This window comes from Nesterenkonia aerolata (assembly GCF_031470965.1).
In the GTDB taxonomy this organism is placed as follows: Bacteria; Actinomycetota; Actinomycetes; order Actinomycetales; family Micrococcaceae; genus Nesterenkonia; species Nesterenkonia aerolata.
In genome coordinates this window covers 1,149-15,185 of the sequence record NZ_JAVKGR010000017.1, presented here as the reverse complement: position 1 = coordinate 15,185, position 14,037 = coordinate 1,149, and the positions used below count along the sequence as shown (strand labels likewise).

11 protein-coding genes and 2 pseudogenes are annotated in these 14,037 nt (G+C 68.4%); 5 read left to right on the top strand and 8 right to left on the bottom strand.

Annotated features, from left to right (window positions below):
- The first annotated feature begins 17 nt into the window (after positions 1 to 17).
- A complete protein-coding gene (locus RIL96_RS11290; protein ID WP_310549125.1) occupies positions 18 to 722 on the top strand; it encodes a 5-formyltetrahydrofolate cyclo-ligase in 705 nt (234 codons plus the stop codon).
- A 45-nt stretch (positions 723 to 767) separates the two neighbouring features.
- Positions 768 to 908, top strand: a pseudogene (locus RIL96_RS11285) (FmdB family zinc ribbon protein); the annotation flags it as partial.
- A gap of 14 nt (positions 909 to 922) precedes the next feature.
- On the opposite strand, the gene RIL96_RS11280 reads toward RIL96_RS11285, so the two are convergent.
- Positions 923 to 1,123: a hypothetical protein gene (locus RIL96_RS11280; RefSeq protein ID WP_310549156.1), complete on the bottom strand. Its 201-nt coding sequence runs from the start codon at positions 1,121 to 1,123 to the stop codon at positions 923 to 925.
- A gap of 39 nt (positions 1,124 to 1,162) precedes the next feature.
- Positions 1,163 to 1,870, bottom strand: coding sequence for a Flp pilus assembly protein CpaB (gene cpaB, locus RIL96_RS11275; protein WP_310549124.1), 708 nt, complete (start codon positions 1,868 to 1,870; stop codon positions 1,163 to 1,165).
- Positions 1,871 to 2,223: 353 nt separating this feature from the next.
- Here cpaB and RIL96_RS11270 point away from each other — a divergent pair, with 353 nt between their 5' ends.
- Positions 2,224 to 3,156 carry an SDR family oxidoreductase gene (locus tag RIL96_RS11270; RefSeq protein ID WP_310549123.1) on the top strand — a complete coding sequence of 311 codons (933 nt, stop codon included), beginning with the start codon at positions 2,224 to 2,226 and terminating at the stop codon, positions 3,154 to 3,156.
- 31 nt (positions 3,157 to 3,187) lie between these two features.
- Here the strand turns inward: RIL96_RS11270 and RIL96_RS11265 are convergent, their stop codons facing one another.
- Genes RIL96_RS11265 through guaA form a run of 3 tightly spaced genes read right to left on the bottom strand, consistent with a single transcriptional unit; the run spans position 3,188 to position 9,227 of the window.
- Positions 3,188 to 3,430, bottom strand: coding sequence for a hypothetical protein (locus RIL96_RS11265; RefSeq protein WP_310549122.1), 243 nt, complete (start codon positions 3,428 to 3,430; stop codon positions 3,188 to 3,190).
- Between the two features lie 25 nt (positions 3,431 to 3,455).
- Positions 3,456 to 7,589: a DUF4011 domain-containing protein gene (locus tag RIL96_RS11260; RefSeq protein ID WP_310549121.1), complete on the bottom strand. Its 4,134-nt coding sequence runs from the start codon at positions 7,587 to 7,589 to the stop codon at positions 3,456 to 3,458.
- A gap of 45 nt (positions 7,590 to 7,634) precedes the next feature.
- Complete coding sequence (gene guaA / locus RIL96_RS11255) at positions 7,635 to 9,227, bottom strand: glutamine-hydrolyzing GMP synthase (protein WP_310549120.1); 1,593 nt, start codon at positions 9,225 to 9,227, stop codon at positions 7,635 to 7,637.
- Positions 9,228 to 9,747: 520 nt separating this feature from the next.
- Here guaA and RIL96_RS11250 point away from each other — a divergent pair.
- On the top strand, positions 9,748 to 10,749 hold the full coding sequence (locus RIL96_RS11250) for a type IV toxin-antitoxin system AbiEi family antitoxin (protein WP_310549119.1): 1,002 nt from the start codon (positions 9,748 to 9,750) through the stop codon (positions 10,747 to 10,749).
- A 314-nt stretch (positions 10,750 to 11,063) separates the two neighbouring features.
- Here RIL96_RS11250 and RIL96_RS11245 read toward each other — a convergent pair whose 3' ends face one another.
- Entirely contained in the window at positions 11,064 to 11,618 is a 555-nt protein-coding gene (locus RIL96_RS11245) for a DUF3817 domain-containing protein (protein ID WP_310549118.1), read from the bottom strand.
- Positions 11,615 to 12,502, bottom strand: a complete 888-nt coding sequence (locus RIL96_RS11240; RefSeq protein ID WP_310549117.1) for an SURF1 family protein — start codon at positions 12,500 to 12,502, stop codon at positions 11,615 to 11,617. Before RIL96_RS11240 ends, RIL96_RS11245 begins: the two co-directional genes overlap by 4 nt.
- 189 nt (positions 12,503 to 12,691) lie before the next feature.
- Here RIL96_RS11240 and RIL96_RS11235 point away from each other — a divergent pair, with 189 nt between their 5' ends.
- Positions 12,692 to 13,336, top strand: coding sequence for a VOC family protein (locus RIL96_RS11235; RefSeq protein ID WP_310549116.1), 645 nt, complete (start codon positions 12,692 to 12,694; stop codon positions 13,334 to 13,336).
- A gap of 234 nt (positions 13,337 to 13,570) precedes the next feature.
- Here RIL96_RS11235 and RIL96_RS11230 read toward each other — a convergent pair.
- Positions 13,571 to 14,037: pseudogene (locus RIL96_RS11230) on the bottom strand (PT domain-containing protein); the annotation flags it as partial.

Genomic DNA, 14,037 nt, shown 5'->3' with positions numbered 1-14,037 from the left:
ATGAAGTTGATTCTGTGATGAACACGTCAGCGGATGACACACACGAGTGGTCAGCACGCCGGCCCTCTGGCTCGGCCGCAGACTCCGCCAAGTCGCAGGTCCGCCGCCGTCTGCGTGCCCGGCGTGCCCAGCTCACGCCCGAGGTCTGCGCCGAGCGGGCAGGGTCGCTGGCCCAGCACGCACTGGCTGATGTGCCGACGTCGGCGCTGCTGGTCGGATATCTGCCCATGCCCGGTGAGCCTGACCTGCGCCCGATGCTGACCCAGCATCTACACCGTGGCGGGGCGGTGCTGGTGCCGCGGATCCTCGGTGGCGCGGAGCGTCGGGAGCTGGGCTGGGTCCACTGGCACCCGGAGGCGGCGCTCCAGACCAGCGCCTATGCTCCGGTCCAGGAGCCGGTGGGTGAGGCCCGGGATCTCCACGCCAGGTTGCAGGAACATGCTGACCGTTCGGGCCGGCAACACGGTGAGGAGCCCACAGCTGTGCTGCTGGTCCCGGCGCTGGCCGTCGATTCCGGGGGCGCCCGGCTGGGGCAGGGCGGCGGGTACTATGACCGGCTGGCCGCTGCGCTGGTGGCTGCTCCACCGGTGATCACCCCAGCGCTGTGGGCGGTGGTGCACGCTGAAGAGGTGCTGACTGCCGGGGCGTTCTCCGCTGAGGCCCATGATCTGCGTGCGGAACGGATACTCACCGAAGACGGGATAGAATCGATCGGCGCCTGAGGGCGCCACGCCCAGACCTGTGACGGACACTATGAGGACACTGCCATGCCCACCTACGCCTATGTGTGCAAGGACTGCGGACACGCCTTCGACGTGCACCAGTCCTTCACCGACGACTCGCTGACCGTGTGCCCCTCCTGCGGCGGTTCTCTGCGCAAGAAGTTCGGCTCCGTCGGCGTGAGCTTCAAAGGCTCCGGGTTCTACCGCAACGATTCCCGGTCCGGTGCAGGTTCCGGCGGCTCCTCCTCGACGTCCTCCTCTGCCTCTTCGGGCTCGTCGTCATCAGGGACGTCCTCAGAGTCCTCTTCGGGTTCCTCAGATGCCTCGAAGGCTTCAGCCGGCACCTCCGGCTCCTCATCGGGCTCGTCTGGGGCGGGCTCGTCCAGCGGATCGTCATCCACCAGCTGAGGTCATGCACCCGGATCACGCGGGCACAGCGCCTACCCGACGAGACTGAGGTGCAGGCGGCCCTGATGTGCCGCGCGGGCGATGTCCTCGGCCGTCTCCGGATCCACCGCGACGATCACCACGTCTCCGGACTCCGCTGAGGAGGCCAGCCAGGAATCGTCCTCGCTGGTGGGAGTCCAAAGCACCGTGGCCGAGTCTGCCAGAGTCTCTGAGGCAGTCTCCCGACCCGCGCCGTCCGTGGAGGACAGCACATCAACACGTTGGCCGGGGCTGAGCATGGTCACCAAAGCGGAATCAGCGGCACGTACCGGCACCGCCACGGTCCCATCCGGCTGCTGCGCCAACAGTCCGGACCCCACCAGATGTGACTCAGCCACCACCGCTCCTGCAGCCAACGGAACCGCCGAGCGGCGGCCACTGAGCTCCTCGACATCGGTCACCGCATCCTCGGCCACTGATTCTCTGTCCACCTCGACCAGCTGGAGCGTACCGGCGCTCAGCTCCTCCCCGGCCGGCACCGCCGAGGTCACCTGCACCACGTCGACTAACTCTTCGGGATCATCCGCCACCGCGAGGGCGCCGAGCGCCCCGGCGCAGACCATGATCCCGACGAGCAGGGGAAGACGCAGCCTGCGCACCCAGAGCCGCAGCGGAGAGCCGACCAGCCGACGACCTCGGGGCACGGCGCGGCGTCGTCCGCGGTGTCCTCCACGGTGCCGCCCACGTTTCAGTGCGGGCATCTGAGCCTGCTGGGGCACCGACCGTGGCGCCGGTTGCCGTGCTGGTAGTCCCGCGGGTTGCCGTCGTGGAGCCTCCTGATCAGGTGCTTCCGCCGTCGTCGCCGTCGGGGTGACAGGCTCAGCATGCTGGCGTCGGATCCTTCGCGCCTCACGGCGGGGTAAGGGTATCTGGTCGGTCGGCGCCTCGGATCCCGGTGGTGTGTCAGCGGTGAGAGTCATGATCTTGAGCATGACGGCTTCTGACCCGATAAGTTCGCCCCACGGCGGCACCTGTGGAGAGCGCACGGTCTCTGCGGCCCTTTCCCCGCCCTGGGGAGGAGGCTCAACCTGCCGCTGACGCGGAAGGACCGGATATGGCAGAGCACACTGGGCTGATCGGAATCACCGGGGCCACAGGCGCCGTGGGCAGCAGAGTCGCCCGGCGGCTCAGCGCTGAGAACCATCGGCTGCGGTTGATCGTCCGCGATCCGGCACGGCTCCCGGAGCTGCCCGGACTCCCCGCAGCCCCGGAAGCCCACCCGAAAGCAGCCCCGGAAGCCGACCAGGAAACGGACCAGCCTCTGACCGCGGACCAGCGCAGCGCTCCCGAGGTGCACACCGCCACCTACGGCGACGCCGAGGCCGCCCGCCGCGCACTGGACGGGGTCGATGTATTGTTCATGGTCTCCGCAGCAGAATCGCCGCAGCGGCTGCAGGAGCATCTGACCTTCATCGACGCCGTCGCGGACGCCCAGGTCAACCATGTGGTGTACCTGTCCTTCACCGGGGCCTCACCGCGGGCGACCTTCACCTTCGCCCGGACCCATCACCGCACCGAGGAGCATCTGCGCGCCTCCGGCCTGCGGTGGACGCTGCTGCGCGACAACTTCTACTTCTCCCTGTTGGAGGCGATGGCCGGGCAGGACGGGGTGATCCGCGGTCCAGGTGGCAACGGCCGCGTGGCAGCGGTCTCACACACTGACGTGGCCGCCTCCGTTGCCGCCGTCCTGCGCCGTGCGGAGGATCACCGGGAGCAGATCTATGAACTGGCCGGGCCGGAGGCCCTGACGCTCTCCCAGATCGCCCGGACGCTCACTGCGGCGACCGGCCGGCGCCTGGCCTACCGGCGGGAGAGCGTGGAGGAGGCCTACGCCTCCCGGAGCAACTACGGGGTGGAACAGTGGCAGCTCGATGCATGGGTCTCCACCTACACGGCGATCGCCGCCGGGGAGCTTGAGCGCCGCAGTGACATCACCCGGCTGACCGGCCGACCACCGATGACCTTCGACCAATACCTCCACGCCTGAGGCTCTCGAGAAGCCCTGGACTCGCCGAGGGTCACCAATGCGGAGGGCGCTGCTCCCGGAACCAGCGTTCGCGGGCGGCCGCATCGTCCTCCGGATCGCCGCCCGCATGCGGCCCCTCCCCCGTCGGCTCACCCTGAGACCCTGCGGGCACATAGGGCTGCGCCTCGACCTCCTCGGGCTGCCCCGAGGTCGGCGGCGCCACCACACGACGTCGGCCGCGCCGCCCGGAACCGGCGCCCGGCGACGGCGTCGGCCCGCCGCCCACATCCGTCACCTCAGCCTCGTTCCTCACAACGACCTCAGTGCAGACGTCGGCTGCGCTCACGAGGGGTCAGCCAGCGCTTCGAACGGCGGTGCGCATCCTCATCCTCCACATCGGCCGCACCGCCGAAACGCACCTGGCGCCCCTGCTCCGCCGCACCAGCGGCCATCCCGGCTAACGGCACGCGACCATGCTCGGCGAACTCCGGGCCCGCACCGAGCCCGACCTTCTCCGCCACCACCTCAGTGCAGCCGGACGGATCAGCGAAGACCTCGATCGTCCACAGCACCATATGATGCCAGCCATGCCGCGCGAACGCCTCGGGGATCTGACGCGAGCGCTCACGCACCGGCATCTGCGCATAATGCGCCGTCCCGTCGGAGACCATCGCCAGCGGCGTCACCGGCACCTCGGGGGTGATCCGTCGCGGGCAGGCCGCCAGGTCCAGCGTGCCGCGGAAACCATCTTCCACCCGTCCGCCGCGGGCACGGATCCGATCCACCAGATCAAGGACCAGCGGATCAGTCAGCGAGGCTGAACCGGTGGGGTTCCCCGCACCGTTGAGCCCCAGATCCACCAGCTTCATGAACAGGTCCGATCCCGCCTCAAGCCGCCGCAAGTCGAGATCCTGCGGGACCAGCGAGGTCACCACGCTGAGATGCTCACGGGCCCGAGTCACCGCCGTCGCGAAGAGCTCCTCGCCGCGGTCGCCGGACAGCGCTCCGAACTGGTGGGTGGGCTCGCCCTTGAGGCTGAAGCCGTAGCCCAGGGAGAGGATCACCTCGTCACGGACGATGTGCGCCGCCCGCTCCACCGGGGCGATGACGAAGGGCTCCCTCTCCTGGTCCGCGAAGAACGGCCGCGCCCACGCATGATGGGCCAACCCCTGCCGCACCGCGTCGGCAACCCGCACCGCATGCGCCTCAGAACCGGTGATCACCGCCAGCGACCGGTCCCGGCGCGAACGAATGTGATCGAAGACCCGGTCCACCACCCGGTTGACCTCAGCAGTGGGTGAATCGACCTGGTCACGGGCCCCGGGCCGCGGCGGCTGCTCGGTGAGATGATCCACTGTGACCCGCCGCCCCTGACCGGTCAGCTGTGAGGCATCCGGAAGCCTCCGCAGCTGCCCCTGATACAGCGCCTCCGAGAGCAGGCCGGTCAGCTCCTGGTCCACCCCGCGGTAGACCCGGCGCAGGTGCAGCTGCGGCAACACCCGGGCCAGGGCGGTGTGGATCGAGGTCAGTCGGTGCGGTGCGCGCGCCGCCGAGGACGGTGACGAGGCCGAGACCTGCAGCGGCTTCGGCGAGCCGGAGACCGGATCACCGAAGGCGATCACCTGCCGCGCCCGGGAGATCGCCCCGAGCGCCCCGGCCACCGCCAGTGATTCCGCTTCGAGCAGGATGACCGCGTCATACTCGGCGTCGACGGGGACATGCTCGGAGAGCCCCTGCGGGGAACTCAGCCAGATCGGCGCCAACGGCTGCAGCAGATCAGTGCCCAGCGTATGCAGATCCGCCACCCGGGCCTGCCCGGAACGCAGCAGCTCCCGCAGCCGGGCGGCCTCCTCCGGGTGGCGCTCGACGGCAGCCTTCCACCGGGAGGCCAGGGCATGGTTCAGCCGCTGGGCCCCGGTCTCGATATGCGCAGCATCCGCGGCCCGGTACTCCTCCTCGATGCTGCGTAAGTTCTCCCCGGTGGTCATCGCCAGGTAGTCATCCCCGGAGATCATCGCCTCCAGAGCGGACTGCCACCAGGCCAGTTCGAGCTCGTCATCGATCAGGTCACGGGTGACCCCGCGGGCGGCGAAGTCCTCCAGCAGCTCACGGAAGCCCTGCTCCCTCAGCTGCTCCACCAGCAGGGTCCGCTCCGGGAGCGTGTCAAGGGAACCGGCATCATCGGCAAGAGCCTCGACGGTGGTGAGCATCTGCTCCACCGGCATATCCATCAGGCTGTGGTCATCAGGATCATCAGGGTCCGGCAGCCGCAGCCCCTCGATGAGCTCCTCCACCAGGGCCTGGACCTCCCCCATCACCCGAGCCAAAGGATCCAGGTTCTTCGGCACCGACGGCAGTGACTCCTCGCCGGCCCACTGCATCCACTCCTCGCGCTCCTGAGAGACCTCAGCCAACGCCCCGTGCAGGTCAGAGACGTGAGCTCCCGGGCGGACGTACTCCTTGGCCACCCGGCGCAGCCGCGAACGGGCGATCGAGGACATCTCCACCCCCTGCTCCCGGCGCCACCACCCCGGAGCCGTGGCCGCGATGAGATCATCCACCGGCTTGGTGTAGACATCGTGGCTGAACACACCCAACGACTCCTGGATCCGCTGGAAGAGCAGCACCTGGGCATGCCAATCGGAGAAGGTGCCGCCCATCCGGATCCCGGTCAGGGCTACAGCCGTCTCCATCAGCCCCTTCAGCCGGGGCAGCTCATCACGCAGACGCCCGACCACCTCCATAGCGTCATCGGTCTCCTGACGGTTGCGCAACCGGGCGCCGTACCACGGGCTGGCGTGGGTAGCGGCGTCGAAGGAACCCAGCTCCGCGGCCCGGCGCAGCTTCACCTGCACTGCCGAACGGTCCACGGTGTTGTCCAACACGGAGCGTTTGAGCCGCACCGACGTCGCCGGGGCCGGGTTGATCGCGGTCAGCGCGGCCAAAGCCTGCATGGCCTGGTACGGCGAGCAGTCCCACCGTTCACGCACGTGATGCAGGGAGGCGACATGGTCGATGAGCTGATGTCGGCTCTGCGTGAGCCGCTGGTGCAGAGAGGCCAGACGCGGCGGTTCAGTGCGCTCGGCGCGTTTGACCGAGCGGACGAGCTGATCGCGCAGGTCCTCAGCAGTGGAAGAGGCCGGCACGTGCAGCGCCAGTGTGCTCAGCCGGGCCTGCCCCAGGCGGGTGCGGAACTCCTCCAGCGCGGCGGGGCGTTCGGCGACCACCAGCACCTGCTTGCCGTCCCAGGCGAGGGCAGCGGCGGCGTTCAGCGCCGTCTGGGTCTGCCCGGTGCCCGGAGGGGAGGCGACGACGACGCTGCGCCCGGCCCCCACGGCGTCGAGGACGTCCTGCTGGTCCGAATCGGCGTCGAGGACGAGCTTCTCGTCCTTCGGGGCACGCTCATCCACGGGGATGAGCCCCTGCTGGGCGGCCTCCGCCTCAGACTGATCCAGCGTGGTGTGCGCAGCCAAGGCACCCAACACCGGATGACCGGTATCGAGAACTGTGGAGCTGGCATCGGCGAAATCGGCGAAGGTGGAGAGGTACACCTGCCGCCACACCTGCAGTGAGGCCAAGGCGGCGCTGCGGCGCCCCGTGGTCTCCGTGGCCTGGGCGGCGAGGCGCAGCAGCAGCTCAGCGGGCCGGCTCTGATCCAGCCGGGCTGTGGCGTACCCGGCGGCGTAGAACTCCTCCGGGTCCAGGTGCAGGCCGTGGCGCTGGGCCATATGGCGGGCCAGGGCGGGGTTGAGCCGGGCGGTGTCAGTAAACTGGACTTCGAAGTCCGGGGACTCGGCACGACGGCGGAGGCTCACCGGCACCAGCATCAGCGGTGCCGTGAACTGCTCGACTCCCGCCGCGGTGGTCTCCGACCAGGACGCCACCCCGACGGCGAGGTGCCCGGCCTCGATGCCGCGTTCCTCAGCCAGCTCACGGATCTTGGTACGGATTCCGTGGGCGGCGGTGCGCGCGGTCTCGAAGGCGGTGGCGTCGATGAGCATGGTCGACAGCCGGGTGCGCCGCCCCGCCATCAGCTGCATCAGCCCGGAGGAGTTGGCCTCAGTGAGGTCGATGGACGCATGGGCCGAGGGGGTGAACCGGAGCAGGGAATCGTTGTCGGTGTCTCCGCCCAGCGAGTCGATCCAGGCGGTCACCAGGGATTCGGCGTCGACGTCGGAGAGGTCGGTGGTGTGCTGGGCGCCGTCGGTATCTGCATCGTCGGAATTTGCGCCTGCAGTGTCTGCGTCGTCGGCCTCCGCGGCCTCGGCACCCGCGCTGTCAGCCTCGAGTCCGTGCGCGTCGAAATCCAAGGTCTCGGCGGCATCACCGTGTTCAGGTTCCGGCTGCTCAGCAGCGCTCTCGTGCTGCTCAACGGCCTCGGCCGAGGCGTTCCCCTCCCCCGCGGTCTCATCTTGGGATGCGCGACCGTCGGACGTCGTCTCCTCTGTGCTCACACTCGCCCTTCCAGCGTGGTCATGTCCCGGTGGAACGATGCTAGATCATTCCCACTCGATAGTTCCCGGCGGCTTCGATGTCACGTCGAGAGTCACCCGGTTGATCTCCTCGACCTCATTGGTGATCCTGGTGGAAATCCGGCCGAGCAGGTCGTAGGGAAGCCTGGACCAGTCAGCCGTCATCGCGTCCTCGGAGCTCACCGGCCGCAGCACCACCGGATGCCCGTAGGTGCGCCCATCGCCCTGCACACCCACTGAGTGGACGTCGGCGAGCAGCACCACCGGCATCTGCCAGACCTCGCCGTCGAGACCTGCCGCGGTCAGCTCCTCCCGGGCAATCGCGTCGGCCCGGCGCAGGATGTCCAGCCGGTGCTCAGTGACCTCACCGATGATGCGGATGCCCAGGCCCGGGCCGGGGAACGGCTGGCGCCCCACGATCTCCTGGGGCAGTCCGAGCTCGGCCCCGACGGCGCGGACCTCGTCCTTGAACAGGGAACGCAGCGGCTCGACGAGCTTGAACTCCATGTCCTCAGGCAGCCCGCCCACATTGTGATGGGACTTGATGTTCGACGCGCCCTCTCCGCCGCCGGATTCGACGACGTCGGGGTAGAGCGTGCCCTGGACGAGGAACTCCACGCGCGCGCCCTCAGCCGCCGCCTGATCCAGCACCGCGTGCTCAGCGGCTTCGAAGGCGCGGATGAACTCACGACCGATGGCCTTGCGCTTCTCCTCCGGGTCAGTGATGCCCGCCAGCGCGGTGAGGAACCGGCCCCGTTCGTCAGCCACGTGGAGCTTCGCCCCGGTGGCGGCGACGAAGTCCCGCTCCACCTGCTCGGCCTCGCCGTGGCGCAGCAGTCCGTGATCGATGAAGACGCAGGTCAGCTGCTCGCCGACGGCCCGCTGGACCAGTGCCGCGGCGACGGCTGAGTCCACTCCGCCGGAGAGTCCGCAGATGACACGGGCCTCGCCGACCTGCGCACGGATCGCGGCGACCTGTTCCTCGACGATGTTTCCGGTGGTCCATTCGGGGCTCAGCCCGGCCCCGTCGTAGAGGAAGTTCTCGATGATCCGCTGGCCCTGCGGTGAGTGCTTGACCTCGGGGTGCCACTGGACCCCGAAGAGACGCCGGCGGGCGTCGGCGAAGGCCGCCACCGGGGCGCCGTCGGAGGAGGCCAGGACGTCGAAACCAGCTGGGGCGGTGCGCACGGCATCCGAGTGGGACATCCATGTGGTCTGGACGTCGTCGGTCCCTTCCAGCAGGCTGCGCACGGGGCCTTCTGCGGTGACGTCGGTCTTGCCGTACTCGCGGTCCCCGGTGCGGGCGACCTCACCGCCGAGCGCGTGGGCCATGGCCTGGAATCCATAGCAGATGCCGAGCACGGGGATGCCGGCGTCGAACAGCTCGGACTCCACGGCAGGGGCGCCGGGCTCATAGACCGAGGATGGGCCGCCGGAGAGGATCACGGCGGCCGGGCGGCGTGCGATGATCTCGGCGGCGGAGAGGGTGTGCGGGACGACCTCCGAGTACACCCGGGCCTCGCGCACGCGGCGCGCGATGAGCTGGGCGTACTGCGCGCCGTAGTCGACGACGAGCACAGTCTGTGCGGCAGTTTCAGGGCGTTCAGTCACAGATTCCATCCTAAGGGAGCCGATGAGGTGCCTGAGACCGTGGCCACGCCCCGCGATTCGCGGCCTCTGGTCCCCGGTTCCCGGTTTTGAGTTCTCAGTTTTCGGTTCTCGGTTCTCTGCCCCGGACCCCAGACCCCCAGCTCCCGAACCCACAGTTCTCAGGCCCAGTTCTCGACTCCCGGACTCCCAGTTCCCGGCTCCCAGTTCTCGGGGGAGCAAAATTCGCCACGACACGCCGATCCACGCAGCAAGGTTCTCTCCCTCGATGGGCCGGGCGCGGATCCCCTCCACCGAGGGAGAGAATCTGGTGCCGACACGCCGGGCTGGCTGACCAGTTTCTCTCCCTCGATGACGGGGATCTGCGCGAGACGCAGCTCCGAGCCACGGAGGTCTCGGGCACAGATGACCCTCGCCTAAGCGCATCCGGTTCCTCCACAGCAGCCCCACCGCGACGACGACAAGCCCGGGCTCTCCACAGCTCGCACACCGGCGGTATCGAAAACGATCAGAGCTGGCCTGTGATGTGAACATGCCAAACCGGTTTTCCTCCGAGATCATCCACGCGACGGACCACCCACCGCATATCCCCGCCGGACGACGACGCCGCCACCTGCTGGAGAACGGCCTCCCAGAGACTCGGCTGCGTCGCGAGGCCGCCGTCGGCACCACGCTGCGGCTCGCACATGGCCTGTACCTGCCGTTGCCCCGCGCGGAGTCCGCCGAGGAGATCGAGAAGATTCTCAGACTCAGGCCGCCCTCACCCGAGTGGGCCTTGGTGCAGGCGCTCACCGCCGAGGGTCCGCATGTGGTCTCCCACCAGACCGCGGCGATCATCCACGGGCTCTCCGACGCCCCGCCCGCACCGCCGTTCCACATCACCTCACCACGCCCGGGTGGTCAGATGCGCCGGCCCGGCGTCGTCGTCGGGCACCGGTCGGCGCTGTCGCAGGAGGACGTCATCGAGGTCAACGGGGTGCGGGTGACCTCCCCGGCGCGGACCTGGGCTGATTGCGCGGCGAACCTGCCGATGATCGACGGGCTGGTGATGGCTGATCAGGCGATCAGGCACCCGTGGCCGGAATGGGAGGGGCGCTCGGTGCCGCTGGCGACTCCTGCTGAGCTAGAACAGGCTCTGCGCCGCAAGGGACCGGCCCGGGGCGTGCGACGGGCTCGTGAGGCTTTGGGCTTCGCGCGTGTCGGGGCGGATTCCCCTCCGGAGACGCGGCTGCGTTATGCCTTCCATCTGGCCGGCCTGCCGGAGCCCGACGTCAACGTCGCCGTCGTCGACGATCATGGGCGCGTGCTGTTCCGCCCCGACCTGGGATTCCCGCAGTACAAGGTGGCTGTCCAGTACGACGGCGCGCCGCACTCCGACCCGCTGCGCATCCGCAAGGATGTCCGCCGGCAGGAAGCGACGGAAGAGGAGGGGTGGCTGCAGGTGGTGATCACCGCAGACCACATGCACTCGGCTGCCGCGCCCGCGGTGCGGAAGACTGTACGTGCGCTGCGTTCGCGCGGCTGGGAAGGATGAGCAGGCCCGCTCTCCCCTGCCACCGGCCCGCCGCCATCGAGGGAGAAAAATTCACCACGACGCGCCGGTGCCGAGGACGACTTTCTCTCCCTCGATGTGCGGCATCGGACCAACCCTGTCGGGACCAACCTCGCCGAAGGAGCAAGAGTGGTCACGACACGCCGATCCGCGCAGCAAGATTCTCTCCCTCGATCGGGGAGGTGCCCACACCGGTCATCGAGGGAGCAAGAATGACCGCGACACGCCGGGCGCGGGGACCAGATTCTCTCCCTCGGTGGAGAGGAGCAGGCCCAGGGTGAGCCACGCGAGGGGTGTCAGTACCGCCGCACGGCTTCCGGGTTGGCCTGCATCTCCCCGTGGACCTCGGAGGCGATCTTGCGCTCGACGATGAAGCTCAGGAACGGCACCACACCGCCGAGCACGATCATCACCAGCCGCGAGAACCGCCAGTTCATCAGGTACCAGAGGCGGAACCCGGCGATCACGTAGATCACGTAGATCCAGCCGTGCACCACGGCCACCCAGAAGGACACGGCCTGCCCCCCGGTGACCGCGCCCTCGGGATGGACGCCGAACGTGTTCTCTGCACCGGAGGCAGTAGTGCCGCCGATGTAGATCTCCTGGCCGAAGCCGTAGTCCATGATCATCTTCGCCACGAGCAGCAGCAGCATGATGCCGGTGATGAACGCGAAGACCTTGTAGAACGTCAGGGAGCCGGAGATCTGCTGGGCAGTGCCCTGGAAACGCCGCTTCCTGGGCCGTTGCGGCGCAGGCCCGACGGCGGCCAGCTCCTCCTCAGTCGGCTCGGCGGATCCCTGGTTCTTCGCGTCCGGATTCTTCGCGTCCGGATTCTTCGCGTCCTGGCTCATCGGCCCTCCTGGTCATGATCTGTGTGCCCCTCAGCGCTCCCAGCACCCCCGGCATGCTCAGCACCCGCAGCGCGCTCGGCACGCAGCTTCTCCACCTGCTCACGCTTCCACTGCTCTTCCCATTGGCGGTCGAGCTCAGCGTCTTCGAGCTCACGCTCGTGCGCATCCTTGACCAGCCGCCACCAGAGGTAGAAAGCGAACCCCGCGAAGACCGTCCACTCCACGCCGTAGAAGAGGTTCAGCCAGTTGATGTCGCTGGTCTCAGGCTGCGGGTCCACCCCGATCTCCTGCAGACCGGTGCCTTCGGGGATCAGCACGTCCTCGCCGTCCTCGGTCATCTCGAAGGCGACGACGAACCCCGAGTAGGACTGCAGATCCCAGTAGTTCATCAACTCGGCCGCGGAAAGCGAGGGGAACACCAGCCGCTGCGTCCGCTCCTCGGAGACGGGCGCCTCCGTGGGCAGCAGCCGTCCTTCGACCTCGAGCTCTCCGCTCGGCAGCTCGCCGGCTTCCTCAGGGTCCTCCACCCAGCCGCGGACCATCGGGATGACCTCGTCGTCGGGGGCACCGTCGACGGCGAAGGCACCGAGCACCCAATAGCCGAGGTCACCGTCCTGGAGTCGATCAGAGACATAGACCTCGGTGCCCTCTACGTACTGCCCGGAGAGTGTGACCATCTGATCGGCGTCGAAGCCGCTCATGGCCTGCTCGGGCTGGAAGGTCTCGGTCAACGGCACCGGGTTCTCGGTGACCTCGTGGTCGGTGACGGACTCAGTCTGGGACTCTCCGAACTGCCAAGCGCTGAGCACCACGAACACAGTGGCCAGCAGCAGCGCGAGGCCGAGCATCGCGATCCATTTCGGCTTCAGAGCGGTGGAGAGCACCCGACCAGGATACGCGCCGCTGGGGTGCCCCGCCTGCTGACGACGGCTTCGTTGAGACGTCGTTGAGACGGTGGCGCGAAACCGCCGGGAACGCGCTGACCGGCGGATCTGCGCGTGCGTCTGCATGGGCGTCTGCATGGGCGAAGCCTCGATTCGAGTCTGCCCCGTGGGCGGTGTCACTATAGAGCCATGATGCGCTTGGACCACGTCTCCTACGCCGTTGGACCTGACGGTATGCAGGCCACTGTCGACCGGATCGTCGATGCGCTGGGGGTCGAGCGCGTCAAGGGTGGGATCCATCCTCGCTTCGGCACCCGCAACGCGATCATCCCGCTGACCAACCGTCAGTACCTGGAGATCGTCGAAGTGCTGGATCACCCCTCAGCGGATAAGGCGCCGTTCGGTCAGGCGGTGCGTAACCGGTCCCTGATCGGCGGCGGGTGGATGGGCTGGTGCGTCACCGTCGACGACCTCAGCCCGTTCGAGAAACGCCTGGGCCGCCAATCCGTGGTGGGCAATCGCAAGTTCCCCGATGGCACAGAGCTGACCTGGCAGCAGATCGGCATCAAAGGCCTGATCGCGGACCCGCAGGTGCCGTACCTGCTGCGGTGGGATGAGGGCTCTGAGGAGCTGCACCCGTCGCAGGCGATGGCACCGGAGGCAGAGCTGATGCGCTTGTCGATCGCCGGATCGCCGGACCGTGTGGCTGAGTGGCTGGGGTGTCCGGATGCTGACCCGTTCGAGGATGTCGACGTCGAGTGGGTGGCGCCCTCGGGCACTCCGGGCATCATGTCCGTGACGTTCCGGACCCCGCGGGGCGAAGTGACGATCTGAGCGGCTGAGCGGCCTGGATTTCGACCTGCTTCGATGGTCGGAGGAATCGAGGGACACATTTCAGTCACGGTTCACGGGTTTTTCGGCCTTGACGGCGCCGCCGGTGACTGAAACAGCGACGCGGATTTCTCGACACGACACAGCAGGGGCGCAACGGATGATTCCGTTGCGCCCCTGCTTCGTCTTCCAGGGGGTCCTCAGCTCAGCCGGTGAGGATCCCGTGTCCGGTCAGGTTCAGCCGTGGCTGCGGTTCCGGCGCGTCACGATGACGGCGACCGCACCTGCACCGATCAACAGGAGGGAACCGAGGACCAGCAGCACGCTCTGCGCACCGGTGCTGGCCAGCCCGCCTTCCTGCTCGTCCTGATCCTGCTGGGCTGCCTCCTGGGAGTCCTGGTCCTGAGGTTGCTGCTCCTCAGACTCGCCCTGGCCCTCTGCCTGGGGCTGCTCGGCGGCAGGAGCGTCGGTGCCAGTCTCAGGGTCAGTGCCCGGTTCCGGCGAATCCGTCTGGCCCGTCGACGTGCCCTCGTCCGGCGATTCAGAGCCACCGTCTGCGGGGGTTTCCTCGTCTGAGGGCGTCTGGTCGTCGGAGTGGTCGCCTGGGGAAGTGCCCCCAGAAGGAGTCGGCTCGTCCGTGGGCTCATCGGTCGGCTCGTCCGTGGGCTCATCGGTCGGCTCGTCCGTGGGCTCATCGGTCGGCT

Bases quoted from the DNA above. Each gene is read 5' to 3' on its own strand.
- cpaB (WP_310549124.1), bottom strand. From the start codon at position 1,870: ATGCCCGCACTGAAACGTGGGCGGCACCGTGGAGGACACCGCGGACGA.
- RIL96_RS11250 (WP_310549119.1), top strand. From the start codon at position 9,748: ATGCCAAACCGGTTTTCCTCCGAGATCATCCACGCGACGGACCACCCA.
- RIL96_RS11245 (WP_310549118.1), bottom strand. From the start codon at position 11,618: ATGAGCCAGGACGCGAAGAATCCGGACGCGAAGAATCCGGACGCGAAG.
- guaA (WP_310549120.1), bottom strand. From the start codon at position 9,227: ATGGAATCTGTGACTGAACGCCCTGAAACTGCCGCACAGACTGTGCTC.
- RIL96_RS11290 (WP_310549125.1), top strand. From the start codon at position 18: ATGAACACGTCAGCGGATGACACACACGAGTGGTCAGCACGCCGGCCC.
- RIL96_RS11270 (WP_310549123.1), top strand. From the start codon at position 2,224: ATGGCAGAGCACACTGGGCTGATCGGAATCACCGGGGCCACAGGCGCC.
- RIL96_RS11235 (WP_310549116.1), top strand. From the start codon at position 12,692: ATGATGCGCTTGGACCACGTCTCCTACGCCGTTGGACCTGACGGTATG.